This is a genomic window from Nocardioides sp. (assembly GCF_030149505.1).
Classification (GTDB): Bacteria; Actinomycetota; Actinomycetes; order Propionibacteriales; family Nocardioidaceae; genus Nocardioides.
The window spans coordinates 52,053-78,273 of sequence record NZ_JASBRN010000045.1; the positions used below are offsets into that span (position 1 = coordinate 52,053).

Below are 26,221 nucleotides of genomic sequence, written 5' to 3' on the forward strand. Positions count from 1 at the left end.
GCCAGACTGCACGCGTGGACTTCTACAACGCCTACGCCCAGGGCTTCGCCCGTGTGGCGGCGTGCACGGTGCCGGTGCGCCTGGCCGACCCGGCGGCCAACGCCGCGGCCGTCCTCGAGCAGGCGCGGCTGTGCCACGACGACGGTGTGGCGGTGGCGGTCTTCCCGGAGCTGTGCCTGTCCGGCTACTCCATCGAGGACCTGCACCTGCAGGACACCCTGCTGGCCGAGGTCGACGCCGCGGTGGCGAGCATCGTCGAGGCGAGCCGCGAGCTGCTGCCGGTGCTCGTCGTGGGTGCACCCCTGGCGCACGGCAACCGGCTGCTCAACTGCGCGGTAGTGGTCCACCGCGGCGAGGTGCTCGGCGTGGCGCCGAAGTCCTACCTGCCGAACTACCGCGAGTTCTTCGATAAGCGGCACTTCGCCCCCGGCGACGACCGGCGCGGCTCGACCGTGACGGTCGCCGGCCGCGAGGCGCCGCTGGGCCCGGACCTGCTGTTCGACGTCACCGACGTGCCCGGCCTGGTGCTGCACGTCGAGGTCTGCGAGGACATGTGGGTGCCCGTGCCGCCGAGCGCCGAGGCCGCCCTGGCCGGGGCCACGGTGCTGGCCAACCTCTCCGGCAGCCCGATCACCGTCGCGCGCGCCGACGACCGGCACCTGCTGGCCCGCAGCGCCAGCCACCGCTGCAACGCGGCGTACGTCTATGCCGCCGGGGGTCCGGGGGAGTCCTCGACCGACCTGTCCTGGGACGGGCAGACGATGGTCTACGAGGCCGGCGACCTGCTGGGTGAGAGCGAGCGCTTCCCGGACGGTCCGCGCCGCACGGTGGTCGACGTCGACCTCGACCGGGTGCGCCAGGACCGCCTGCGCCAGGGGTCCTTCGACGACAACCGCCGCACCCACGCCGCGCGCACCGACGACTTCCGCACGGTGCGGCTGAGGCTCGACCCACCCACCGGCGACCTCGGGCTGCGTCGCAAGGTCGACCGCTACCCGTTCGTGCCCGACGACCCGGCGCGGCTCGCGCAGGACTGCTACGAGGCCTACTCGATCCAGGTCTTCGGTCTCGAGCAGCGCATGAGCACCATGAGCAGCGACACCTGGCAGCCGAAGGCGGTCATCGGCGTCAGCGGCGGTCTGGACTCCACCCACGCCCTCATCGTCGCTGCCCGGGCGATGGACCGGCTCGGCCGGCCGCGCAGCGACGTGCTGGCCTACACGATGCCGGGCTTCGCGACGACCTCGGAGACCAAGGACTACGCCACGCGCCTGTGCGCGTCGCTCGGCGTCACCTTCGCGGAGATCGACATCCGCCCCGCCGCCGAGCAGATGCTCACCGACCTCGGCCACCCCTACTCCGCGGGCGAGCACGTCTACGACGTGACCTTCGAGAACGTCCAGGCGGGCCTGCGCTACGACTACCTCTTCCGCCTGGCCAACCACCACGGCGGCCTGGTCGTCGGCACCGGCGACCTCTCCGAGCTCGCGCTCGGCTGGTGCACGTACGGCGTGGGCGACCAGATGTCGCACTACAACGTCAACGCGGGCGTGCCGAAGACCCTCGTGCAGCACCTGATCCGCTGGGTGGCCGACTCCGGCCAGTTCCCCGAGGACACGACCGCGGTGCTCCGCGAGATCCTCGCGCTCGAGATCACCCCCGAGCTGGTGCCCACCGTCGGCGACGCCGTCCCCCAGCGCACCGAGGACTCCGTGGGGCCTTACGCCCTGCAGGACTTCACGCTCTTCCACGTGCTGCGTCGCGGCTACCGCCCCCGCAAGGTCGCCTTCCTGGCCTGGCACGCGTGGCGCGACCGCACCGAGGGGGAGTGGCCCCCGGGCCTCCCGGAGGACAAGCGCGGCGAGTTCGACCTCCCCACGATCCACCGCTGGCTCGAGGTCTTCGTGCGCCGCTTCTTCGCCAGCCAGTTCAAGCGGTCCGCGCTCCCGAACGGACCCAAGGTCAGCCCCGGGGGCACGATGTCGCCCCGCGGGGACTGGCGGATGCCCTCGGACGCCTCGGCCGCGGCCTGGCTGCGCGAGCTGGGGCGGGACGTCCCCGGCGCCTGAGGACCGGCGCCGCGAGGACCCACGGCCTCAGGCGAGGTCCATGAACATGAGCTCCCACAGGTGCCCGTCTAGGTCGCGGAAGGCGCCGCCGTACATCGGCCCGTTCTCGGTGGGGGCCGTGACCTCCGCGCCCTGCTCGCCGGCCGCGCGGCACAGCACGTCGACCTCCTCGCGGCTCTCCAGACCCAGGCAGGTCAGCGTCTCGGTGCCGAGCGCCGGCTGGGTGTCGTGGAAGGAGTGGAAGAACTTCTCCTCCAGCAGCATCACGCTGGCCGTGTCGTTGACGACCATCGCCAGTGCCTGCTCGTTGGAGAAGTCCTCGTCGAAGGAGAAGCCCAGCGCGGTCCAGAAGGTGCGGGCGCGGGCGACGTCGGAGACGGGCAGGTTCGGGAACAGCATGCGGGCCATGGTGGGCTCCTCGTGATCGGTGTGTCGCGGTCGGTGGTGCAGACCAGGAGTTGCCCCTCGACTCATCGGTGCGAGAGGGACCGGGACGTCCGCGTCTGCCGCTGACTCCCAGCCCGTGGCGGCAGCCGGTCCACCGCGACCGCACCACTAGGCTGCCGCCATGGGCAAGCAAGAGGACTTCGTGCTCCGGGCGCTCGAGGAGCGCGACGTGCGGTTCGTCCGGCTGTGGTTCACCGACGTCCTCGGCTCCCTGAAGTCGGTGGCGGTGGCGCCGGCGGAGCTGGAGAACGCCTTCTCCGAGGGCATCGGCTTCGACGGCTCGGCCATCGAGGGCTTCGCGCGCGTCTTCGAGTCCGACATGCTCCTCAAGCCCGACCCCTCGACCTTCCAGATCCTGCCCTGGCGCAGCGGCGAGGGACCGTCGACGGCACGGATGTTCTGCGACATCGAGATGCCCGGCGGTGAGCCGTCGTACGCCGACCCGCGGCACGTGCTGAAGCGGACCCTCTCCAAGGCCGCCGACCAGGGGTTCACCTTCTACACCCACCCCGAGATCGAGTTCTACCTCTTCAAGAACCTCCCGGCGCACGGCGAGGAGCCGGTCCCGGTGGACCGCTCGGGGTTCTTCGACCACACCGCGCAGTCCGAGGGCGCCGACTTCCGCCGCGAGGCGATCACGATGCTGGAGTCGATGGGCATCTCGGTCGAGTTCAGCCACCACGAGGGCGGCCCGGGACAGCAGGAGATCGACCTGCGCTACGCCGACGCGCTGTCGACGGCCGACAACATCATGACCTTCCGCACCGTCATCCGTGAGGTGGCGCTCTCCCAGGGCATCTGGGGCAGCTTCATGCCCAAGCCGTTCACGACCCACCCGGGCTCGGGCATGCACACCCACCTGTCGCTCTTCGAGGGCGACGAGAACGCCTTCTACGAGGCCGGTGCGGAGTACTCCCTGTCCCAGACCGCGCGCGCGTTCATCGCCGGCATCCTCACCCACGCCAACGAGATCTCCGTGGTGACCAACCAGTGGGTCAACTCCTACAAGCGGATGATGTTCGGCGGCGAGGCCCCCTCCTACATCTGCTGGGGCCACAACAACCGCTCGGCGATGATCCGGGTGCCGATGTACAAGCCGCTGAAGGGCCAGTCGACCCGCGTCGAGCTGCGCACCCTCGACGCCGCGTGCAACCCCTACCTCGCGTACGCCGTCGTGCTGGCCGCCGGGCTCAAGGGCATCAACGAGGGCTACGAGCTGCCGCGCGAGGCCGAGGACGACGTGTGGTCGCTGACCGAGCGCGAGCGCAGCAGCCTGGGCATCAAGCCGCTGCCGCGCAACCTCAACGACGCGATCACCATCGCCGAGGACTCCGAGCTGCTCGCCGAGACCCTGGGCGAGCAGGTCTTCGACTTCCTGCTGCGCAACAAGCGCGCGGAGTGGGACGAGTACCGCGGGCAGGTCTCGGCGTTCGAGCGCGACCGGATGCTCCCGGTCATCTAGCCGGGCCGCGGAGTGACCACGCTGCTGGTCGTCCAGCACGAGGACGAGTGCCCGCCCGGGATGCTGGGGCGCTGGTGGGCCGAGGAGGGCGTCACCCTCGACGTCCGCCGTCCGTACGCCGGTGAGCCGCTGCCCCCGGACCTGGCGGGCCACGACGGCCTGGTCGTCCTGGGCGGCCACATGGGCGCCGACGACGACGCGGACCACGCCTGGCTGACCCCCACCAAGCAGCTCGTGCGGGTGGCCGCGGCCGGCGGCGTACCCGCCCTGGGGGTGTGCCTGGGCCACCAGCTGATGGCCAGCGCGCTGGGCGGACAGGTGCGTCGCAACCCCGCCGGGCCGCAGCAGGGGTTGCTGCGGGTGGGCTGGGAGGAGGCGGCCGCCGCCGACGACCTGACGGCCGCGCTCGCCGAGCCGCGCCGGGGCGTGCACTGGAACGACGACGTGGTGCTCGTGCTGCCACCCGGCGGCACCCGGCTCGCGACCGCCCCCGGCGGCGAGGTGCAGTCCGCCCGCCACGCCCCGTCGGTCTGGGGCGTGCAGTGGCACCCCGAGGCCGACGTCGACGTGGTGGCCGGCTGGCCCGGCACGGTGCGGGCCCACGACGAGGTCCGGGCCGCCGGCGAGGAGCTGGCCACGGCCTGGCGCCCGCTCGCCGCTGCGTTCTTGCGGCTGGTGCGCCGGCGCGAGGACGGCGCCGACGGGAGCGGGCACGCGTGAGCCGCGACGCCACGTCCAAGGGCGCGCTGCTGCGCCTGGGGTTCACCGACCCCGAGCGGGCCGCCGAGCACGTGGCCCAGCTCGGTGCCGGAGCCGAGGAGCTGCTGTGGACGCTGGGACGCACCGCCGACCCCGACCTGGCCCTGCAGCAGCTGGTGCGGCTGCGCCAGGCCGCGGGGGAGCAGGACGCCGACCCCGACGGCCTGCTCGCGGAGCTGGTCGAGGACGAGGGCACCGCCATGCGGCTGCTGTGCGTGCTGGGCGCCAGCGAGGCGCTCGGCGACCACCTGTGCCGCCACCCCGACCAGTGGCGCGAGCTGGTCGACCCGACGCTCGGGAGCACCCGCCCCGCGGCGTACGCCGTCCGCGAGGGGCTGCTGAGGGCCGTCGGCGCCGACCCGGCCGACCCGACGCCGACGGCCACCCTGGCCGACCACGAGGCGCTGGACGCCATGCGCGTGGAGTACCGCCGGGTGCTGCTGCGCCTGGCCGCCCGCGACCTGGCCCACCACCTCGGCGTGGACGACGCCGCGGCCGAGCTGAGCGACCTGGCCGCGGCCACGCTCGAGGCGGCGCTGGCCGTCGCGCGCCAGCGGGTGGGAGAGAGCGCCGCGCTGGCCCGGCTGGCGGTGGTCGCGATGGGCAAGTGCGGCGGCCACGAGCTCAACTACGTCTCCGACGTCGACGTCATCTTCGTCTACGAGCCGGTCGAGGGCGCCCCGCCCGACCAGGCCAACCGGGCGGCCACCCAGCTCGCCGCCCAGCTGATGCGGGCCTGCTCGGACCCGACCGGCGAGGGTGAGATCTGGCCGGTCGACGCCAACCTGCGTCCCGAGGGCCGCAACGGCCCGCTCGTGCGCACCCTGGAGAGCCACCGCGGCTACTACGAGCGCTGGGCCAGCACCTGGGAGTTCCAGGCCCTGCTCAAGGCGCGGGCGGTCGCCGGCGACCTCGAGCTCGGCCGGCAGTACGTCGAGATGGTGCAGCCGCTGGTGTGGACCGCCGCGGGGCGCGAGCGCTTCGTCGAGGACACCCAGGCGATGCGCCGACGGGTGCTGGAGCACATCCCGGCCAAGGAGGCCGAGCGCCAGCTCAAGCTGGGCTCCGGCGGGCTGCGCGACGTGGAGTTCGCGGTGCAGCTGCTGCAGATGGTCCACGGCAAGGCCGACGAGCACATCCGGCTCCCCACGACCCTCTCCGCCCTCGCGGCGCTCACCGAGCGCGGCTACATCGGGCGCGAGGACGGCGTCGCGATGCACGACTCCTACGCCTTCCTGCGCACCCTGGAACACCGGCTGCAGCTGCACCGGCTCCAGCGCACCCACGTCGTGCCCGACGACGAGGACGCCCTGCGTCGGCTCGGCCGCTCGATGGGCTTCCTCAAGAGCTCGGCCGCGGGGCTGCAGGACCAGTGGCAGCGCCACCGGGTCGAGGTGCGGCGGCTGCACCAGAAGCTCTTCTACCGCCCGCTGCTCTCCGCGGTCGCGCGGATCCCCGGCGAGGAGGCGCGGCTGTCCCCGGAGGCCGCCCGCGACCGGCTCGCCGCGCTGGGCTACGCCGACCCGTCCGCGGCGCTGCGTCACCTCGAGGCGCTGACCGCCGGTGTCTCCCGGGCCGCCCACATCCAGCGCGCCCTGCTGCCGGCGATGCTCGAGTGGTTCGCCGAGGGTCCCGACCCCGACGCCGGGCTCTTCGGGTTCCGCCGGATCAGCGAGGCCATGGGCAGCACGCCGTGGTACCTCGCCACCCTGCGCGACGAGGGCGAGGTGGCCCAGCGGATGGCCGCGGTCCTGTCCACCTCCCGCTACGCCACGATGCTGCTCGAGCGCGAGCCCGCCGGGGTGCGGATGCTCGGCGAGGACCTCTCCCCGCTGGGCGCCGAGGTGGTCACCGAGGAGATGCGCGCCGGTGCGGCCCGCCGTGACGACGTGGAGACCGCCGTCCGCTCGATCCGCGGCGTACGCCGTCGCGAGCTGTTCCGGATCGCCGCGGGCGACCTGCTCGGGCTCACCGACGTCGACGCGGTCGGTGCGGGCCTGTCGCGGCTCACCGACGCGACCCTGACTGCTGCGCTGGAGGTCGTGGAGGACTCCGTGCGCCGGGCCCGGGGGCTGGACGAGGCGCCGACGCGCTTCGCCATCGTCGCGATGGGCCGCTACGGCGGCTTCGAGCTGTCCTACGGCTCGGACGCCGACGTGCTCTTCGTGCACGACCCGGTGCCGGGAGCCGAGCCCCAGGTCGCGGCGGGCTACGCCCAGGCCGTGGCCAACGAGCTGCGCCGGCTGCTGTCGCTCCCGGGCGGGGACCCGCCGCTGGAGCTGGACGCCGACCTGCGCCCCGAGGGACGCCAGGGCCCGCTGGTGCGCACCCTGGACGCGTACGCCGCCTACTACGCCGGCTGGTCCCAGGTCTGGGAGGCCCAGGCGCTGCTGCGCGCCGACGCCGTGGTCGGCGACCAGGACGTGCGGCGCCGCTTCACCGAGATGGTCGACCCGCTGCGCTTCCCCGAGGGCGGCATCACCGACGACCAGGTGCTGGAGGTGCGGCGGATCAAGGCGCGCGTGGACCGCGAGCGGCTGCCGCGCGGGGCCGACCCGCAGACCCACCTCAAGCTCGGTCGCGGCGGGCTGGCCGACATCGAGTGGACCGTGCAGCTGCTCCAGATGCGGCACGCCGGGCAGGTGCCGGCGCTGCGCACCCCTCGCACGCTGGAGGCGCTCGCGGCCGCGCGCGACGCCGGGCTCGTCGACGAGGACGACGCCGCGCTGCTGCAGCAGACCTGGCGCCGGGTCAGTCGCACCCGCAACGCCGTCACCCTGGTGCGCGGCAAGCCCAGCGACCAGCTGCCCTCCGACCCGAGGGAGCGGGCGGCGGTGGCGAGCATCCTCGGCTACCCCGAGGGCTCCTCCGAGGCGATGGTCGACGACCACCTGCGGCACACGCGCACCGCCCACGCGGTCGTGGACCGGATCTTCTGGGAGACCTGATGGCTGTGGGGCAGCAGGCCGGGCGGCCGCCGCTGCGCACCCACCAGCGGTTGGCGCTCACCGCGCTGGAGCAGGCCTGGGCAGCGGGCCGGCGACGCGCCTGGACCGTGCTCCCGCCGGGCGCGGGCAAGACCCGGGTCGGGCTGGAGACCGCGGAGGCGCTGCTGGCCTCCGGCGAGATCGAGCGCGTGGTCGTGCTCGGGCCCAACACCGCGATCGTCGGGCAGTGGGAGGCGCAGGCGGCCTCGCTGGACCTGGCCCTCACCGCCTGGACCTACCAGGCGGTCGCGCTCTTCGACCCCGATGCGGAGGTCGACGAGCAGGGCGAGGAGCAGTCCCAGGTGGCGCGGCTGCACGAGAACGGCCGGGCCCGGGTCGAGGAGCTGCGCGCCGCCGGCCCGCTGCTGCTCGTCCTCGACGAGTGTCACCACCTGCTCGAGGTGTGGGGCCGGCTGCTGGCCGAGCTGCTCGCCGACCTGCCCGACGCGCGGGTGCTCGGCCTCACCGCCACCCCGCCCGCCGCGCTCACCCGCGAGCAGGCCGAGCTGGTGGACACCCTCTTCGGCGGCACGGTCTTCGAGGCCTCCATCCCCGCGGTCGTGCGCGAGGGCGACCTGGCGCCCTTCGCCGAGGTGGTGTGGCTCGTGCAACCCACCCCGCACGAGGCGGCGTGGGTCGACTCCAGCGCCGAGCGGTTCGCCGAACTCGTCGCCGCCCTCGCCGACCCGAGCTTCGGCTCCGTGCCCTTCCTGGAGTGGCTGAACCGGCGGCTGGTCGAGCGCAGCGCGTCGGGCGCCGCCACCCGGGCCGACGCCTCGTGGGCCCGGCTGGCCGCGGCCGAGCCCGCGCTGGCCGACGCCGCGCTGCGCCTGCACCACGCCGGCATGCTGACCCTGCCGCCGGGTGCGCGGCCGACCGAGGAGCACCGTCGCGACCCGAGCGCCGACGACTGGGTCCTGCTCGTGGGGGACTGGGCCACCGGCCACCTGCTGCGCAGCGAGGACCCCGCCGACGCCGCGGCCCTGGAGGGGGTGCGCCGGGCGCTGCCCGCCGTGGGCCACGTCCTGACCCGCAACGGCGTGCGGCGCGGCCGCTCGCCGATCGACCGGGCGCTGGCCCGCTCGGAGGCCAAGACGCACGCGGCTGTGGAGATCGCGCGGGTGGAGCAGCAGGCGCTGGGGGAGCGACGCCGACTCCTGGTGCTCTGCGACCACGAGAGCGCGACCGCCACGCTCCCGGTCGACCTGCGCGGGGTGCTCTCGGAGCAGGCCGGCTCCGCGCACGCCGTGCTGGCGGCACTGGTCAGCGACCCCGCGGGCTCCGACGCGCTGCTCGTGACGGGGAGCACGGTCGCCGGCGGCGTACCCACCCTGGAGAGGCTGGTCGCGCACGTCGCCACCACCGACGCCGGGCTCGCGGCCTCGCTGCGGGTCAGCCCGGAGCCCACCGTGCCCGGCGGGGCGGTGCACCGGCTCGAGGGGCCGTGGACCAGCCGGCGCTGGGTCCCGCACGTGACCCGGTTCCTCGAGCAGGGCGGCACGACGGTGCTCGTCGGCACCCGCGGGCTGCTCGGCGAGGGCTGGGACGCCCGCTCGGTCAGCGGCCTGGTCGACCTGACCTCGGTGACGACCACGACCGCTGTCGTCCAGACCCGCGGCCGCGCGCTGCGCACCGACCCCACCCACCCCGACAAGGTCGCGGTGAACTGGTCGGTGGTGTGCGTCAGCGACCGGCACCCGCGAGGCGACCGCGACTGGCTGCGGCTGGTGCGCAAGCACGCCGGCTTCTTCGGGGTCGACGCCGACGGCGAGGTCGTCGACGGGGTGGGCCACATCGACCCCGCCTTCTCGCCCTACGCCGCCCCGCCCGACAGCGAGGTCGACGCGGTCAACGCCCGGATGGTGCTGTGCGCCGAGGACCGCGCCGGCATCCGCGAGCGCTGGCGCGTGGGGGAGCCGTACGCCGACCGGCCCGGCCGCACGGTCCGCGTCCGCCCCCGGCGCGCGGGCACGGTGGGCACCCTCGCGACCCCGGTGCCGGTCGCCGTGCGCCTCGCCGGGCTCGAGCCGCGCACGCCGGTCCCGCAGGCCACCCCGGGCGGGCCGGTCCTCGGTGGCGGCGCGTTGCTCGCGGGCGTGCTCGGGCCGGGTCTGGACCTGCCGGTCGTCGCGCTCGTCGTGCTCACCGTCGCGCTCGTGGCCGCCCTGCTGCTGCGACGTACGACGCTGGCCGGCCGCGGTCGCGCGCTGGTCGCGGCCGGGGCGGTGCCGCCCTCGGTCGAGCAGGTGGCCGGCGCCGTGGCCGACGCCCTCCACGACTGCGGCCTGGTCGGCGCGGGTGCGGCTGCGCTCGCGGTGGAGGTCGACGCCTCGGGAGAGTACCGCTGCCGCCTCGCCGGTGTGCCCGAGCCGGAGTCCGAGGTCTTCGCCCGGGCGCTCGACGAGGCGCTCGGGCCGGTGCTGTCGCCGCGCTACGTCGTGCCCCGGCACCTGCTGCTCGACCGCCCCCGGCCCACGAGCGAGCTGGTCGCCGCGGCCCGTGGACGGCTGCTCGAGCCGGACGGCACCGTGTGGCACCCGGTCCCCACCGTGCTCGGCGTGCGGGCCGAGCGCGCGGCCGCGTACGCGCGCGCCTTCGACCACTGGGTCGGGGGAGGGGAAGCGGTCTACACCGGCTCGCCCGAGGGTGCCGGGGTGCTCGCGGCCCAGCGCGGCAGCGACCCGTTCGACGTCGCGACCGTGATGCGCCGCCACTGGACCTGAGCAGGGCGAGCCGTCGTCGGTCGAGCCGGCGCGTCTTCACCGAAACGTGTGCCGGCTCGGCGGGAGACGGTCGCGCGCGGAGGTCCGGGGCCGACCCTTCCGCCGCAGTCCACCCCCGGGACGTGCACTGCGCGCGGCCGAGACCGGGTCGTGCCGCGGGCCTCCTGCCCCCGGACCGAGAGCGGCAAACCACCGGTCGGTGGGGTGCTGCACTGGTCTGGACCGCGCGGGACCGGGACCGAGACCGGGACCGGGACCGAGACCGGGCGCAGGTCGGGAAGGGCGGGGACCTTCGACCCTGCGAGACCGCGCGGCGTGCGGAGCATGCTGGGGGCATGGGAACGACCGAGGCCAACTCCAAGCCCGTCCTCATCGACCTCGACGAGGACACCTGCTGGCAGCTGCTCGAGACCGTCTCGGTGGGCCGGCTCGCCTGGGTGGACGCGCAGGGCCCGGTGGTGGTGCCGGTCAACCTCGCGGTCTCCGCAGGCTCCGTGGTGGTGCGCACCGCGGCGTACTCCACGATCGCGCGGGAGGTCGACGACAGCCGGGTGGCCGTGGAGGTCGACCTCTTCGACGACCAGGCGCGCACGGGGTGGAGCGTCCTGGTGCGGGGGGTGGCCAGGGTGTTGCTCGAGCCGGCTCCGGCCGACGCGCCGACGGCCTGGCCGACCGGCACGAAGTCGGCGACGGTGCGGATCCGGCCCACGACGGTCACCGGACGCAGGCTCGCCCGGCCGGTCTGAGGGCCGGCCGGGCGAGGGCTGCTGCGGGGTGCCGGGAGAACAGCGGTGAGTCAGAGACCCATGCTGCGCCCGATGATCTCCTTCATGATCTCGGTGGTGCCGCCGTAGATCCGCGAGATGCGGGAGTCGGTGTAGGCGCGCGAGATGGGGTACTCGCTCATGTAGCCGTAGCCGCCGTGCAACTGCACGCCGGCGTCGACGGCCTTGGCCTGGAGCTCGGTCGTCCACCACTTGGCCATCGAGGCCAGCGACGGGTCGGCCTCGCCGGCGTTGAGCTTGAGGATGCACTCGTTGATGAAGGTGCGGGCGACGTAGGCCTCGGTGGCCATCTCGGCGAGCACGAAGCGGTTGTGCTGGAACTTGCCGATCGGCTTGCCGAAGGCCTCGCGCTCCTTGGCGTAGGCCAGGCACAGCTCGAGGACGTACTCGACGGCGGCCACGGCCTGGACGCCGATGGAGATCCGCTCCTGGGGGAGGTTCTGCATGAGGTAGATGAAGCCCTCGCCCTCCTTGCCCAGCAGGTTGGACTTCGGCACCTCGACGTTGTCGAAGAACAGCTCGGCGGTGTCCTGGGCCTTCAGGCCCATCTTGTCGAGGTTGCGCCCGCGCTCGAAGCCGGGCATGCCGCGCTCGACGACCAGCAGGCTGAAGCCCATGTGGCCGGCGTCGGGGTCGGTGCGGCAGACCACGATGACGATGTCGCTCATGATGCCGTTGGAGATGAAGGTCTTCGCGCCGTTGAGGACGTAGTGGTCGCCCTTGTCCACGGCGCTGGTCTTGATCCCCTGGAGGTCCGAGCCGGCGCCCGGCTCGGTCATGCCGATTGCCGAGATCAGCTCGCCGCTGACGCAGCCCGGCAGCCAGCGCTGCTTCTGCTCCTCGGTGCCGAGCGAGGTGATGTAGGGGACGATGATGTCGGTGTGGACCGGGAAGCCCGGGCCGCTCGCGCCGATCCGGGAGAGCTCCTCGGAGACGACCGCGTTGTAGCGGAAGTCGTCCATGCCCATCCCGCCGTACTCCTCGGGCACGTCGAAGCAGAGGATCCCCTGCTCGCCGGCCTTGGTCCACAGCTCGCGGCTGACCTGGCCGTCCTTCTCCCACTGCTCCATGTGGGGGGCGACCTCCTTCTCCATGAAGGTCCGCACCATGGCGCGGAAGTCCTCGTGCTCCTGGGTGTAGATGGAGGTCGGCGTGGCCATCAGATGGGCTCCTCGGGGTTCGCTGGGTAGTGCCGGTGGTCGTTCTGGCGGTCGTGCTGGGCTGTGCCGCGCGTCACGGACGACGCCGGAAGAACTCTGACAGCACGACTGTCACAGTTCAAGTGTCATCTCGCGCGCTAGGGTGCCGCCCATGACCGCCGCCCCGGGCTCCGCCCTCGAGCCGCTCGGCGACCTGATGACCGTCGACGAGCTGGCCACCGCCGCCGGCCTGACGGTCCGCAACACCCGCTACTACTCCGGTCTGGGCCTGCTGCCCCCGCCGGTACGCCGCGGGCGGATGGCCTACTACGACCGGATGCACCTGGCGCACCTGGAGCTGGTGCGGGCGCTGCAGGAGCACGGGTTCACCCTGCAGGCGATCGAGCGGGTCGTGAGCCGGCTGCCCGAGGACGCCACCACCGAGGACCTGGCCCTGCAGCGGGCGATGATGACCTCCTGGACCACCTCGGCCCCCGTGCCGGTCGACCGCGGCGCGCTCGAGCGCCGCGCCGGGCGCCCGTTGGCCGACGACGAGCTCGCGCTCCTGGTGGCGATGGGCGCACTCGAGGAGACCGACGAGGGCACCTACCTCGCCGCGCCCAACCTGGAGACCGGCCTGGAGCTGCTCGACCTCGACGTGAGTGCCGAGAGCCTGGGGGCGGCGTCCGAGGCGATCGGGCGCCACATGGAGGCCTTGGCCGAGGAGCTCACCACGATCCTGCGCACCCAGGTGCTGCAGCCCTACCGTCGCGCCGCCCGCGCCTCCGGGCAGTCGCCGGAGCAGGCGGCCCAGATGGAGCACACGGTCTCCCGGCTGCGGCAGCTGACCCTCGAGGCGGTCGTGACGGGCTTCCAGCGGGCCGCCAACGCGGTCATCGCCCGCTCGCTCACGCGCGGCTGAGCCACCGGCGGAATCCGAGGGGGAGCGGTCCCCTGGCGCCTTTCGCACTCCCGCGACGCGCGCCAGGGTCCCGCTCACGAGCGGCGGACCCCGTGTGGAGTGCGGTCCGTCGACCCTCAGTGCCGCACCGATCGGCGCGCGTCGCAGCGACCTGAGCGATCCGTCGGCCGGTCTGGACCGCGTGGCTGCTCAGGCCGCCTGCAGGTGCCGGCTGAACCAGGCACCGACGTGGTGGAGGTACTCCTGCGGCTCGGAGAGCATGAGCGCGTGCCGGCGGTCGGTGATGACCTCGCCGTGCCAGTCCGGGCGCGCGGCCAGCACCTCGCGCAGCACCCGGGCCGGCACGAGCGCGTCGGCGGTGCCGCCCAGCACGAGCGTCGGCACGTCCACGGAGCGGATGGCACGCCAGGTCCAGCGCGGGTCGACCCAGCTGCGGGCGATCGAGAGGGTGCTGGTGCGCAGCGCCCGGCTGCGGTCGGCGACCTGCGCGGCGTCGGCCGAGAGCGCGTCGGCAGCCATCGCGGCGATGAGGGAGGGGCGCACGGCCGCGGGGTCGGTGAAGATCAGGCCCAGCAGCGCGCGGGCGCCCGGGTTGGCGTCCCGGCGGGTCGCCGCGGCGAGCAGGCCGCCGCCGATGCTGGGCAGGCCCATGGTCACGATGCCCTGGACGGTCGGCACCGAGGGCGGCACGAGGCGCAGCGCGCACGCGGGCGGGAACGCGGGGGAGACCAGCACCAGCCGGTCGACCCGCTCGGGGTGGCGGGCCGCGAAGTGCGTGGCGACCAGGCCGCCCATGGAGTTGCCGTGCACGGTGGCCGACTGCCACCCGAGCGCGTCCAGCACGCGGCGTACGAAGCGCACGTGGCCGCCGACCGTCAGCGGGTCGTGGGGCACGGCGCGGGTGTGCCCGAAGCCGGGCAGGTCGATCGCCACCACCGGGCCGTGCGCGGCGAGCGGGGCGATCACCTCGATCCAGTTGGCCGCGCTGCCGCCCAGCCCGTGCACCAGCAGCTGGGGGGTGCCCCCGTCGGGCCCGGCGGAGGCCGCCGCGTCCGCGCGCAGCACGCGCACGGGCCGGCCGAGCACGTCAAGCATCTCCTGCCGCACGCCGCGCCAGGCGGGGTCGCTGCCGAGCCAGGCGTCGTCGGGCAGGCCGGAGGGGCCGGTGGAGCGTGTCATGTGGAACAGGTTCCCAGTCCGCGCCGTTGTGCGCACGCACCTTGGGGTGACCTAGCCTCTCGCCGTGAGCGCCCAAGCCCCCTCCGCCGTCGTCCTCGTCCGCGCGACCCGGTTCCTGCCGAACCCCGCGACCGCCGCGGACAACGCGTTCCAGGCCGACGCTCCGGCGGGGGAGTCCCCGGAGGCGATCTCCGCGCGGGCGCTGGCCGAGATGGACGCCGTGGCCGACGCACTGCGGGACGTCGGCGTCCGTGTCCACGTCTTCGAGGACCACGACCACACGCGCCCCGACAGCGTCTTCCCCAACAACTGGGTCTCCACCCACGCCGGCGGCCTGGTCGGCGTCTTCCCGATGTACGCCTCCAACCGGCGCCACGAGCGGCGCGCCGACGTGCTGGAGATGCTGAAGTCGGAGTACCGCGTCCAGACGATCGTCGACTACTCCGGCCTCGAGCCCGACGGCATCTTCCTCGAGGGCACCGGCGCGATGGTGCTCGACCACGTCTCGCGGGTCGCCTACGTCGCGCGCAGCCACCGCGCGGACTCCCACGTGCTGGAGCGGTTCTGCACCGACTTCCTCTACGAGCCGATGGTCTTCGACGCCGTCGACTCCGCGGGGGTTCCGGTCTACCACACCAACGTCATGGCCTGCGTGGGCACCGACGTCGCGCTGATGGCCCTCGACCTCATCCCCGACCCGGTCCGTCGCGAGCAGGTGCGGGAGCGGCTGACCGTCAATGGCCGCCGCCTCGTCGAGCTCACCGAGGAGCAGGTGCGCGAGTTCGCCGGGAACGCCGTGGAGCTGTGCGGGTGGCACCCCGACGGCCGCCGGCGCTACGTGATGGCGATGTCGGCCCGGGCCCGGGCCAGCCTGCGACCCGACCAGGTGGCCGCGATCGAGGAGTCCTGCGAGATCGTCGCCGTCGACATCCCCACCATCGAGCTGGCGGGTGGCTCGGTGCGCTGCATGATCGCCGGCATCCACCTCGACCGCCGCCCCGAGGCCGAGCGCGGGCCGACCCTCGCGGTCGTGGCCATCAACGAGGACCACCCGGTCACTGCCGACGGCCGCCTGGTCAATCAGGGCTGAGGCCCGACACCCCGCGTTGCCGCCGCGAACAGGAACGTGTTCTAGTTCGGCGGTGCACGCGGACGCCGACTGCTACGACCAGCTGCCTGCCTCGACTCCGGTCCTGATCGGCGTCGGGGAGGTCTCCGAGACCCTCGGCTCTCCCGACTACGCCGCGCGCTCGGAGGCCGCCCTGGCCGCCGACGCGGTCCGCGCCGCGGCCGCCGACGCGGTCGCCGGTTCCGGCACCGACCCGGCCGAGGTCCTGGCGGCGCTGGACGCGGCGGCGATGACCCGCTCCTTCGAGGCCATGGGCTTCGGCTCCCCGCTGGGCACGCCCACGTCCTACCCCTGGGCGGTCCTGCGCCGGGTCGGTGCGTCGCCGTCGTACGTCGTGCACGACGCGCTCGGCGGCCAGACGCCCCAGAGCCTGGTCAACGAGCTCGCCCAGGCGGTCGCCGACGGCGAGCACCGGGTCGCGCTGGTCATGGGTGCCGACGTCACCTCGACGACCCGGCACTTCACCCGGGGTGCGGGGGCCGGCGGCGAGCGGCCGGACTTCCGCGAGGACGTCACCGGCCCGGAGGTCGACCGTGGTCGCGGCACCCACCTGGTCAACACCCGCCACCAGGTGCTGCACGGGATGACCAACGCGCCGGTGCAGTACGCCCTGCTCGAGCACGCCCGACGACACCGGCTGGGCCTGGACCGCCGCAGCTACGCCCGGCAGATGGGCGAGCTGCTGGCGCCCATGAGCGAGGTCGCGGCGGCCCACCCGCACGCCGCGGCACCCACCGTCCGTTCGGTCGAGGAGGTCGCCACCACGACCGCCGACAACCGCGTCGTGGCCGATCCCTACCGCCGTCTCATGGTGGCCCGCGACCAGGTCAACCAGGGGGCGGCCGTGCTGCTCGCCTCGGTCGAGGCGGCGCGAGCGCTGGGGGTGCCGTCGGAGCGCTGGGTCTTCCTGCACGGCCACGCGAGCCTGGCCGAGCAGACCATGCTCGAGCGCCCCGACCTCTCCCGAGCCCCCGCGACCGTGGCCGCGGTGCAGCACGCCCTGGACGGTGCCGGCATCGGCATCGAGGACGTCGACGCGATGGACCTCTACAGCTGTTTCCCGGTCGCCGTCACCACCGTCACGGACGCCCTGGGCATCGACACCTCCGACCCACGCCGGCTGACGCTCACCGGCGGGCTGCCCTTCTTCGGCGGCGCCGGCAGCAACTACTCCCTGCACGCCGTCGCCGAGGCGGTGCGCCGCACCCGCCGCGACCCGGCGAGCACGGTGCTGGTCGGCGCCAACGGCGGTCAGCTGTCCAAGTACGCCGTCGGCGTGTACGCCGCCCGCCCGCGGCCCTGGGTCCCCGACGACTCCGCGGCCGTGCAGGCCGCGCTCGACGCCGGCCCGCGGGTGCCGTGGACCGAGGTGGCCGACGGCCCGGCCGTGGTGGAGACCTTCAGCGTCGAGCCGCGCCGCGACGGCAGCCGCACCGCCATGCTGGTCTGCCGCGACCTGGCCGGCCGACGTTTCCTGGCCACGGCCGCGGCCGACGAGGAGCTGCTGGGTCTGCTCGCCGACGAGGACGCCGAGCCGATCGGGGTGCGGGTCGACGCCCGCCACGTCCAGCACGTCAACCGGGTGGCCCTCAGCCGCGCCACCCTCGACCGGCTGCACCCGGTCCGCAGGCCGCGGCTGGAGCGCGCCTTCGACCGGATCGCCGTCGAGCGCGTCGGAGCCCGGGTGGAGGTCGGCCTGCTGCGCCCCGTCCTCGACCGGCTGGCGCACACCGAGCTCGACGAGGTCGTCTCCGCCTACCTGGCCGACCCGGCCGCGCGCACCCTGCTGCTGCACGGCGGCGACGAGGTCTTCTGCGAGGGTCTCGACCTCACCGAGATCGGCTGGGGCGGCACCCTGGTCACCCCGCCCCACGGGGCCGCCGGCCTCACCGGGCGCGCCGACCTGGACAAGCCGGTCGTGGCCGCCGTCGCGGGTGCGGCGCACGACGCCGGGCTCGAGGTGCTGCTCGCCTGCCACCTGGTCGTGGCCGAGGAGGGCGCGACCTTCGCCCTCACCCAGCCCTGGAAAGGGCTGGTCGCCGAGCACGGCGCGCACGAACGGCTCGCCGCGCTGGTGGGCCGCCGGCTCGCCGACGACCTGGTGCTCACCGGCCGGGTGCTCGACGCGCACGAGGCGCTGGCCGCGGGGCTGGTGAGCCGGGTCGTGCCGCGGGGAGGCGGTGTCACCGTGGCGCGCGAGCTCTGCGAGCGGATCGAGGGCGCCGCGCCCACGGCCGTGCGGGCCTCGTTGCGGATGTCCAGCGAGGTCGCGGTGCGGGGGTGCACCAGCCGCTCCGTCGACGAGGTGGCGTTCTCCGAGGACCTGCTGGACCGGCTGTCCTGACCGGCCCGTGAACCCCGTCTGAACCGGGCGGGACTTCGGTCCCACGCAGCCGTGCCCTCCGGCTCGTGCAGCCGTCCGGCGCCGGCCCCACGCTGGGACCATGACGACCCACGCCCCGTGCGAGACCGCCCTCGCGATGTGCCGTGCCGCCACCCCGGCCGCGACCGGCCGGCCCGCGCCCTCGGTCGCACGCGACGTCGTCGCCCTGGCCACCCGGGCGCCCAGCCTGCACAACACGCAGCCCTGGCGCTGGCGGATCGTCTCGGACGACGTCCTGGAGCTCTTCGCCGCCCACGACCGGCAGCTGCGCGTCCTGGACCCGCGCGGGCGGCTGATGACCCTCAGCCTCGGAGCGGCCCTGCACCACGCGATGGTCGCGGCCCGCGCCGTGGACCGGGCCGTGACGGTCGAGCGGTTCCCCGTGGGCGGACCGCCGGACCTGGTCGCCCGGCTGCACCTCGGCGAGGTCGTGCACGCAGGTCCCGCCGAGCGGATCGCGCTCTCCTCGCTGGTCGCGCGCCGCACCGACCGCAGGCCGTTCAGCTCCTGGGAGCTGCCCGAGGACCGGCTGCGCCACCTGGGCGAGCTGGCGGCGTCGTACGGCGTCACGACGGTGCGGCTCGACGCCCGGCAGCGCGTGGCGGTGGAGCGGCTGGTGGCCGCGGCCGCGGGTCACCACGAGGCCTCGCCGCTGACCGCGGGCGAGCTGGCCCAGTGGTGGGGCGGGGACCGTGAGGACGCGGGCGTGCCGGGCGCGCTGGTGCCCGACCGGCTGCTCGACCCGCTGGGCATCGGGCGGTGCGAGGGCGGGGCCCTCGACGTGGGCGTTGCCGACGACTGCGCCTCGCAGCACACGGCGGTCCTGGCGCTGTGCCACCCCGACGACGGCCCCGACGGGTGGCTGGCCACGGGGGAGGCCATGAGCGCGGTCTGGCTCGAGGCGGTGTCCGAGGGTCTCGGCATGGTGCCGGTCTCGCTGCCCGTCGAGGTGGCGGAGGTGCGTGACCGGCTCCGCGAGGACGTGCTGGGGCTGCTCGCCCACCCGCAGCTGCTGCTGCAGGTGGGGTGGCCGCACACCGCCTCGGCCCGGCTCGCCCCCTCGCCGCGCCGGCCCTTGGACGACGTGATCGTCCCCTGACGGGGGATCGGGGACGGGTCAGGCGACCCGACCCTGGGGGGCCGTGCGCTCGGTCATTGCCGGGTCGGAGACGACGGCGTCCCCGAGCACCTCGTCGATCTTCGTGAGCAGGTCGGTGTCGAGCTTCTTGCCCGCGGCGGCCACGTTGTCGTGGACCTGCTCGGGGCGCGATGCGCCGACCAGGGCCGAGGCGACGTTGGGGTTCTGCAGCACCCAGGCCACGGCCAGCTGCGCCATGGTGAGGCCGGCCTCGTCGGCGAGCGGCCTCAGCTGCTGGACGCGGGTGAGCAGGTCGTCGTCCATCCAGCGCTTGATCATGTCGGCGCCGCCCTTGTCGTCGGTGGCGCGCGAGCCGGCGGGCGGGGCCTGGCCGGGCTGGTACTTGCCGGTCAGCACACCCTGGGCGATCGGGCTCCAGACGATCTGGGAGATGCCGAGCTCCTCGCACGCCGGGACGACCTCGCCCTCGATGACGCGCCAGAGCATGGAGTACTGCGGCTGGCTGCTGATCAGCTGGATGCCGAGGTCCTTCGCGAGCGCGTGGCCGGCGCGGATCTGGTCGGCCGTCCACTCCGAGACACCGATGTAGAGCGCCTTGCCCTGCCGCACCACGTCGGCGAAGGCCTGCATGGTCTCCTCCAGCGGCGTCTCCGTGTCGTAGCGGTGCGCCTGGTAGAGGTCCACGTAGTCGGTCCTCAGCCGGGTCAGCGACCCGTTGATCGACTCCATGATGTGCTTGCGGGACAGACCGGTGTCGTTCTTGCCGCCGGGACCGGTCGGCCAGTAGACCTTCGTGAAGATCTCCAGCGACTCGCGCCGCTCGCCGGCCAGTGCCTCGCCGAGCACGGTCTCGGCCTTGGTGTTGGCGTAGACGTCGGCGGTGTCGAAGGTGCTGATGCCCGCGTCCAGCGCGGCCCGCACGCAGGCGGTCGCCGCGTCGTTCTCGACCTGCGACCCGTGGGTCAGCCAGTTGCCGTAGGTGATCTCCGAGATCTTGAGCCCGCTGTTGCCGAGGTATCGAAACTCCATGCCTCCCAACCTAGGACCCTCGGGGTCACCCTCCCAGTGGGTCTGCAGGGGTGCGCAGAACTCGGCGTACGACGGCTGCACCGGACGGGCTGGGCACGCGCGACGGCGCCGCACCCGGGTGGGGTGCGACGCCGTCGTGGTGGTGCTGCAGTGCCGTGCGCTGCGGGGGAGCGGGGGTGGCTCAGCCCTCGAAGCAGGCGCCGTCGATCTCGGCGGCCTCGGCGGTGGGACCGGTGAAGAAGTCCTCCAGCAGGGACAGGCCCGCGTCGGCGTCGGGGTCGACGCTCGAGAGCACGCTCTGGCGGAAGAGGTCGTTGTCACCGGCGCGGTTGCCGGCCTCCTCGGGCAGCATGCCCTCGAAGTCGACGGTCTCCAGGGCCTGGACGGCCTCGAGGAGACCAGCACGGGTGCCCTCGTAGTCGCCACCGAGCCACTCCTCGAGCGCGGCCTTCATCGGGTAGCTCCACGCCCACCCGGAGGTGTAGCCGTCGTTGGGCTGGTCGACCTCGCCCAGCGCCTCACGCATGGCCTCGTGGCCGGGCGTGTCGGTGCCGTACGAGCCCCAGGGACCCACGTGGACGAAGAGCTGCTCCAGCGCCGGACCGGCCGGGCTCTGCAGCAGTGCGGGGTTCCAGGTCGGCGAGGCGCCGACGATCTGGCCCTGGTAGCCCTGCGCGGCTGCCTGCCCGACGATGACCGCGGTCTCGGTCGGGCCGGTGCTGACGATCACCAGGTCCGGGTCCTGCCGGACGATGGCCGACACGGCGCCGGACTGCGCCTCCTGACCCGAGGCGGTCTCGACGTCGATGAACTCGATGCCGTTGGCCTCCGCTGCGACCTCTGCTCCAGCGGCGGAGTCGCCGCCGTAGTCGCCCGGGAAGCCGACAGTCATCACCGACTGGATGTCCTCGTTCTCGACGTAGTAGTCCACGACGTTCATGGCGTCCACGCAGTACGACGAGCCCGACTCCAGGATGTTGTCCTCGAAGCCCCACAGTGACGTCCACGAAGCCGGCGCGCCGATCATGTCGGCGGCCTTCATCTGCTCGAGGATCGCGAGTGTGGTCGGGGATCCCAGGGTCTGTGCCAGGGCGAGCACCTCGCCCTCCATCTCCGAGTAGAGCTGGGCGTGGGTCTCGGGGTTGTACAGGTTGTCACGGACGTACTCGGTCACGTTGATGTCGTAGCCACCGACGCCACCGTCCTCGTTGACCCGCTCCCAGAACGCCGCCTGGGCGTCGGTGATCGGCACACCGAGGGGGGGCGAAGGGCCCCTGGGTGAGGTCCGAGATGGTGCCCAGGTAGATGCACCCGTTGTCCGCGTTGACGGCGTCCGGGCATGGCTCGTCGCTGACCCCCGGAGCCGAGATGGCGCCGTCGCCCTCCTCGGTGTCCCCACCACGGCAGCCGGTGGCGGCCATCGCGAGGGCTGCGAGGAGCACCCCCATCTTGCGCAGCTTCATTGCAGTTCTCCTTTTGCGTTGATCCGGACGTTCAGTAGCTGAACGGCCAGCTCTTCCAGTAGATGCGGATCCGCATCCAGATGCCGAACAGGCCCCGAGGTTCGAACAAGAGGAACACCACGATCAAGAGTCCGTAGAGGATCTGCTCGACCTGGAAAACATTGGGTGTCTCTGTCACCTGTTGGCTGATCAGGGGGATGAAGGCGGGCAGCTCGCGGGTCAGTGTCGGCAGGAGCGACACGAACAGTGCGCCCGCGATGGTGCCCCCCACGGTGCCGGCGCCGCCGATGAGGACCATCGCGATGAACTGCACCGAGAGCAGGAGGTTGAACGACGCCGGGTCGAAGAACCCGGAGACGGTGTAGAGCAGGCCCCCGGCGCAGCCCGCGTAGAAGGAGGAGATGCCGAAGGCCAGCGCCTTCGTGCGCGGCAGGTCGATCGACATCATCTCCGCGGCCATGTCCCGGTCGCGAACCGCCGAGAAAGCGCGGCCGACGCGCGAGCGGGCGAGGTTGCGGGCGCCGAGGGCGAAGACGAGCATCAGCACGAACATCAGCAGGTAGAGCTGCTGCTCGCGGCTGAACATCTCGGTGCTCTCGGAGAAGTCGAAGCCGAACAGCTGTGGCGTCGCCGCCGAGCGACCGACGCCGGCGCCACCGGTGAGGTCGCTCCACTCGCGGAAGACGTGCTCGCCGATGAAGACCAGGCCCAGGGTCACGATGGCGAGGTAGAGGCCCCGCAGCCGGGTCGCCAGGGGAGCCACCGCGACGCCGAAGGCGGCCGCGACCAGGCCCGAGGCGGGCAGCCAGATCCACATCTCCTCGATGCCGAAGCCGATGGTGCGACCCTCGGGGTCACCGGAGATCGCGGGCCGCCGAGGCCTACCTCGAGGCCCAGCAGTTCCAGCTGGCCGACTCGGCCCGGCTGGCGCGCGACCTGCTCGACGACCTGCTCGATGGCCGACCGCCCACCGTCCAGCCGCGTGTGCAGATGCTGGCCGACGTCGGCGTCTCCGAGGACAGCCCGCTGGTCGTGGTGGCCGGTTCCTTCACCGTCAACGCCGACCAGTCAGCCGACCGCGCCAGCCAGGCGATGCTGCGCAGCGCCCTCAACAACCCCGGGCGCGGACTGGTCGTGGTGCGCCACGACGAGGTCGTGGCCGTCATGCCGGTCGACCCGACGGGGGAGGAGCGGACCCTGGCCCGCATCCGGGCCGGCGTGGCCTCGCTCTCGGGTCGCGGGGTCTTCCCCAGCGTGGGCGTGAGCTCGGTGCGCCGGGGCTTCCTCGACGTCCCCGAGGCCTACGAGGAGGCGCGCCTGGCCCGCCGCTCCCTGCGCGGCCGGGCCGGGGTCCAGTCGCTGTCCACGATGTCGACCCTGGACTACCTCGTGCAGACCCACGACCGCACGGCGCGTCGGCTGGTCCGGCCCGAGGTGCGCGCCTTCGTGCAGGAGGACCTCGCCTCGGGCGGCACCTTCGTGGAGACCCTGCGGCAGTACGTCGCCTGCGACCTCAACGCCAAGCTGGCCGCCATGGCGCTGCACGTGCACGCCAACACGGTCTACTACCGCCTGGAGCGGATCGCCGAGCGCACCGGTTGCGACGTGCGCCGGGTCGAGGAGCTCATCGACCTGCTGCTGGCGGTCAGCCTGGTCTCGGGATCCTCGGACTGAGGCCGCCTCCCGGCCCGTCCCCTCCGGTCGAGTGGTGCCGGGCCCGGTAGGTTCCATCCTGTCGTGACTCGTGGCCGGACCCGGAAGGATCTCCCGTGCTGGTGCTGATCCTCGCCCTCCTGGCGACGGCGGTCCTGGCACCCGTGCTGCTGCTCCAGCGGGGCCGCCGCGCCTTCGTCGCCGTCGCGCTCGTCCCGCTGGCCGGGACGGTCTGGGTCGCCGCGCAGGGGCCGGCGGTGGCGCGGGGGGAGACCCTCGTCGAGGTGCACCCCTGGGTCGCGGGGATCGGGCTGGAGCTCGCGCTGGCGATGGGCACGTTGCAGTGGGTGCTCGCCCTGGTCGTCCTGGGCATCGGGGCGCTCGTCCTGGCCTACTGCGCCTGGTACTTCGACGACGACGAGCCCGGGGTGCCGCGCTTCGGCGGTGTCCTGGTCGCCTTCGTCGCCGCGATGCTCGGGCTGGTCCTGGCCGACGACCTGCTGCTGCTCTACGTCTTCTGGGAGCTGACCACCGTCTTCTCCTTCCTGCTCATCGGCCACTCCCCGGAGCGGCGTGCCAGCAGGCGGGCAGCGATCCAGGCCCTGGTGGTGACCACCTTCGGCGGGCTGGTCCTGCTGGTGGGCGTGCTGCTCGTCGGCGGGGCCGCCGGGACCTACCGGATCACCGAGATCCTGGCCGACCCGCCCGGCGGGACGGCGGTCACCGTCGGCGTGCACCTGCTGCTGGTCGGTGCGGTGAGCAAGTCCGCGCTCGTGCCCTTCCACTTCTGGCTGCCGGCCGCGATGGCCGCGCCGACCCCGGTGAGCGCCTACCTCCACGCCGCCTCGATGGTGAAGGCCGGCGTCTACCTCGTCGCGCTGCTCGCCCCGGCCTTCGCCGAGGTGGCCGGCTGGCGTGCGGTGCTGCTGGTGCTCGGCCTGGCGACCATGCTGCTCGGGGGCGTCCGGGCCCTGCGCCAGCACGACCTGAAGCTCCTGCTGGCCTACGGCACCGTCAGCCAGCTCGGCTTCCTGGTGCTCGTCCTCGGCACCGGCACCCGCAGCGCGATGCTGGCCGGCCTGGGCCTGCTGCTGGCGCACGCGCTCTTCAAGGCCTGCCTGTTCCTCACTGTCGGCGTGATCGACCACAGCACCGGGACGCGGGACCTGCGCCGGCTGACGGGGCTCTCGCGCCGGATGCCCGTCCTCGCCGTGGCGGCCACGCTCGCGGCGGCCTCGATGGCCGGGCTCCCGCCCCTGCTGGGGTACGTCGCCAAGGAGAGCGTCCTGGTCGCGCTGGTCGACGTGGCCCGCGAGGGCGACGGCACCGGGCTGGCCGGCCTCGAGGGCTGGCTGCTGCTGGTCGGCGTCGTGCTGGGCTCGGTCCTCACCGCGGCGTACTCCGCCCGCTTCGTGTGGGGTGCCTTCGGGCGCCGCCCGGTCGAGGAGTGCGCGACGGTCCACGTGCCCGGTCCCGCGTTCCTGGCCGCGCCCGTCCTGCTCGCCGGTGCCTCGCTGGTCCTCGGCCTCCTGGGCGCTCCGCTCACCACGCTCCTCGCCCCCCAGACCGCGTCCCTGCCGCCGGGTGCCCACGAGCCCGAGCTGGTGCTCTGGCACGGGGTGGGCCTGCCGCTCCTGCTGACGGCCGCCTCGATCCTCGGCGGTGCGCTGCTCTTCCTCGCCCGCGAGCCGGTGGCCAGGTTCCAGACCGCGCTCGCGCACGACTGGAGCGGCGAGCGGGGCTACCGCGCGGTCATGCGGTCCCTGGACCGCACCGCGGTCGAGGTGACCGGTGTCGTGCAGCGCGGCTCGGCCGCGGCGTACCTCGGCATCATCCTGCTCGTCGTCGTGCTGCTGCCCGGGTCGACGCTGCTCGCCGGGGTCGGCGACGTGCGCATCGAGCTCTGGGACACCCCCGCGCAGGCGGCCGTGGGGGCGGTCGTGCTCGTCGCGGCGGTGATGACCACCCGCAGCCGTCGGCGGATCCGCGCGATCCTGCTGGTGGGAGTGACGGGCTACGGCACGGCGTACCTCTTCGTGCTGCACGGCGCGCCCGACCTGGCGCTGACCCAGGTGCTGGTCGAGACGTTGACCCTCGTCGTCTTCGTGCTGGCGCTGCGCCGGCTGCCGGAGTACTTCACCGACCGGCCGCTGAGCCGCCAGCGCTACGTCCGCGCCGCGCTCGGCCTCGCGGTGGGCGTGGTGACGGCCGGGTTCCTGCTCGTCGCCGGCTCGGCGCGCACCGCCGAGCCCGTCTCGGCCGCCCTGCCCGAGCAGGCGGTGGAGTACGGCGGTGGCTACAACATCGTCAACGTGGTGCTAGTCGACACCCGCGCGTGGGACACGCTGGGGGAGATCGCGGTGCTCGTGGCCGCGGCGACCGGCGTCGCGAGCCTGGTCTTCGTCAACGCGCGCGGCACCGACATCCGGCGTGTCCACGACATCCCGTACCCGAAGGGCGTGCGCAAGATCCCCACGGCCACCGGACGGCGCGCCTGGCTCCCGGGCTCGCGCACCCTGCCGCCCGAGAAGCGCTCGATCATCCTCGAGGTGGTCGTGCGGATGCTCTTCCACACCCTGATCGTGGTCTCGATCTACCTGCTGCTGGCCGGCCACAACGCCCCGGGTGGAGGGTTCGCCGCGGGGATGACGACCGGCCTGGCGCTCGTCGTGCGCTACCTCGCCGGCGGCCGCTACGAGCTCAACGAGGCCGCACCGGTGGACGCCGGGCGGCTGATCGGCCTGGGCCTGGCGATCGCTGCGCTCGCGGCGGTGCTGCCGATGGCCTTCGGCGGGGTGGTGCTGCAGTCGGCGATCCTCGAGGCGGTGCTGCCGGTCGTGGGCGAGGTGAAGCTGGTGACGTCGGTGCTCTTCGACATCGGCGTCTACCTCGTGGTGGTCGGCCTGGTGCTCGACCTGCTGCGGGCCCTCGGAGCCCAGATCGACCGCGACATTCAGCGCGCGCTGCGCGAGGCGGAGGGCAGTCCGGCATGA

18 protein-coding genes are annotated in these 26,221 nt (G+C 73.7%); 12 read left to right on the forward strand and 6 right to left on the reverse strand.

Features of this window, described 5'->3' with window-relative positions:
• The first annotated feature begins 14 nt into the window (after positions 1–14).
• Complete coding sequence (locus tag Q1V71_RS08770; protein ID WP_300642962.1) at positions 15–2,069, forward strand: NAD(+) synthase; 2,055 nt, start codon at positions 15–17, stop codon at positions 2,067–2,069.
• Positions 2,070–2,096: 27 nt separating this feature from the next.
• On the opposite strand, the gene Q1V71_RS08775 is transcribed toward Q1V71_RS08770, so the two are convergent.
• Positions 2,097–2,477: a VOC family protein gene (locus Q1V71_RS08775; RefSeq protein ID WP_300642964.1), complete on the reverse strand. Its 381-nt coding sequence runs from the start codon at positions 2,475–2,477 to the stop codon at positions 2,097–2,099.
• A gap of 160 nt (positions 2,478–2,637) precedes the next feature.
• Here Q1V71_RS08775 and Q1V71_RS08780 point away from each other — a divergent pair, with 160 nt between their 5' ends.
• The 5 genes from Q1V71_RS08780 (at position 2,638) to Q1V71_RS08800 (ending at position 11,193) form a co-directional block, all read left to right on the forward strand.
• Positions 2,638–3,978 (forward strand): glutamine synthetase family protein, encoded by a 1,341-nt coding sequence (locus tag Q1V71_RS08780; protein ID WP_300642966.1) that lies wholly within the window; start codon positions 2,638–2,640, stop codon positions 3,976–3,978.
• A 12-nt stretch (positions 3,979–3,990) separates the two neighbouring features.
• Positions 3,991–4,698, forward strand: coding sequence for a type 1 glutamine amidotransferase (locus Q1V71_RS08785; protein WP_300642968.1), 708 nt, complete (start codon positions 3,991–3,993; stop codon positions 4,696–4,698).
• A complete protein-coding gene (locus Q1V71_RS08790) occupies positions 4,695–7,685 on the forward strand; it encodes a bifunctional [glutamine synthetase] adenylyltransferase/[glutamine synthetase]-adenylyl-L-tyrosine phosphorylase (RefSeq protein WP_300642969.1) in 2,991 nt (996 codons plus the stop codon). Before Q1V71_RS08785 ends, Q1V71_RS08790 begins: the two co-directional genes overlap by 4 nt.
• Positions 7,685–10,447: a DEAD/DEAH box helicase family protein gene (locus Q1V71_RS08795; RefSeq protein WP_300642971.1), complete on the forward strand. Its 2,763-nt coding sequence runs from the start codon at positions 7,685–7,687 to the stop codon at positions 10,445–10,447. Before Q1V71_RS08790 ends, Q1V71_RS08795 begins: the two co-directional genes overlap by 1 nt.
• A gap of 335 nt (positions 10,448–10,782) precedes the next feature.
• Positions 10,783–11,193 carry a pyridoxamine 5'-phosphate oxidase family protein gene (locus tag Q1V71_RS08800; RefSeq protein WP_300642973.1) on the forward strand — a complete coding sequence of 137 codons (411 nt, stop codon included), beginning with the start codon at positions 10,783–10,785 and terminating at the stop codon, positions 11,191–11,193.
• A 50-nt stretch (positions 11,194–11,243) separates the two neighbouring features.
• On the opposite strand, the gene Q1V71_RS08805 is transcribed toward Q1V71_RS08800, so the two are convergent.
• A complete protein-coding gene (locus Q1V71_RS08805; RefSeq protein WP_300642974.1) occupies positions 11,244–12,392 on the reverse strand; it encodes an acyl-CoA dehydrogenase family protein in 1,149 nt (382 codons plus the stop codon).
• Positions 12,393–12,543: 151 nt separating this feature from the next.
• On the opposite strand from Q1V71_RS08805, the gene Q1V71_RS08810 reads away from it, so the two are divergent.
• The gene (locus tag Q1V71_RS08810) at positions 12,544–13,293 is read left to right on the forward strand and encodes a MerR family transcriptional regulator (RefSeq protein WP_300642976.1); all 750 of its coding nucleotides are present in this window, start codon (positions 12,544–12,546) and stop codon (positions 13,291–13,293) included.
• 189 nt (positions 13,294–13,482) lie between these two features.
• Here Q1V71_RS08810 and Q1V71_RS08815 read toward each other — a convergent pair whose 3' ends face one another.
• Positions 13,483–14,472 carry an alpha/beta fold hydrolase gene (locus Q1V71_RS08815; protein WP_300642978.1) on the reverse strand — a complete coding sequence of 330 codons (990 nt, stop codon included), beginning with the start codon at positions 14,470–14,472 and terminating at the stop codon, positions 13,483–13,485.
• 64 nt (positions 14,473–14,536) lie between these two features.
• Here Q1V71_RS08815 and ctlX point away from each other — a divergent pair, with 64 nt between their 5' ends.
• The 3 genes from ctlX (at position 14,537) to Q1V71_RS08830 (ending at position 19,083) form a co-directional block, all read left to right on the forward strand.
• Positions 14,537–15,562 carry a citrulline utilization hydrolase CtlX gene (ctlX, locus tag Q1V71_RS08820; RefSeq protein WP_300642979.1) on the forward strand — a complete coding sequence of 342 codons (1,026 nt, stop codon included), beginning with the start codon at positions 14,537–14,539 and terminating at the stop codon, positions 15,560–15,562.
• A gap of 52 nt (positions 15,563–15,614) precedes the next feature.
• Complete coding sequence (locus tag Q1V71_RS08825) at positions 15,615–17,945, forward strand: enoyl-CoA hydratase-related protein (protein ID WP_300642981.1); 2,331 nt, start codon at positions 15,615–15,617, stop codon at positions 17,943–17,945.
• A gap of 100 nt (positions 17,946–18,045) precedes the next feature.
• The gene (locus Q1V71_RS08830; RefSeq protein WP_300642982.1) at positions 18,046–19,083 is read left to right on the forward strand and encodes a hypothetical protein; all 1,038 of its coding nucleotides are present in this window, start codon (positions 18,046–18,048) and stop codon (positions 19,081–19,083) included.
• Positions 19,084–19,101: 18 nt separating this feature from the next.
• Here the strand turns inward: Q1V71_RS08830 and Q1V71_RS08835 are convergent, their stop codons facing one another.
• The 3 genes from Q1V71_RS08835 to Q1V71_RS08845 all read right to left on the reverse strand — a co-directional run bounded on the left by Q1V71_RS08835 (position 19,102) and on the right by Q1V71_RS08845 (position 22,392).
• Positions 19,102–20,112 carry an aldo/keto reductase family protein gene (locus Q1V71_RS08835; protein ID WP_300642983.1) on the reverse strand — a complete coding sequence of 337 codons (1,011 nt, stop codon included), beginning with the start codon at positions 20,110–20,112 and terminating at the stop codon, positions 19,102–19,104.
• Positions 20,113–20,293: 181 nt separating this feature from the next.
• A complete protein-coding gene (locus Q1V71_RS08840) occupies positions 20,294–21,364 on the reverse strand; it encodes an ABC transporter substrate-binding protein (protein WP_300642984.1) in 1,071 nt (356 codons plus the stop codon).
• Positions 21,365–21,606: 242 nt separating this feature from the next.
• Positions 21,607–22,392, reverse strand: coding sequence for a branched-chain amino acid ABC transporter permease (locus Q1V71_RS08845; protein ID WP_300642985.1), 786 nt, complete (start codon positions 22,390–22,392; stop codon positions 21,607–21,609).
• Positions 22,393–22,565: 173 nt separating this feature from the next.
• Between Q1V71_RS08845 and Q1V71_RS08850 the strand changes: the two genes are divergently transcribed.
• Positions 22,566–23,249, forward strand: coding sequence for a CdaR family transcriptional regulator (locus tag Q1V71_RS08850; RefSeq protein ID WP_300642986.1), 684 nt, complete (start codon positions 22,566–22,568; stop codon positions 23,247–23,249).
• Between the two features lie 95 nt (positions 23,250–23,344).
• A complete protein-coding gene (locus Q1V71_RS08855) occupies positions 23,345–26,221 on the forward strand; it encodes a Na+/H+ antiporter subunit A (RefSeq protein ID WP_300642987.1) in 2,877 nt (958 codons plus the stop codon).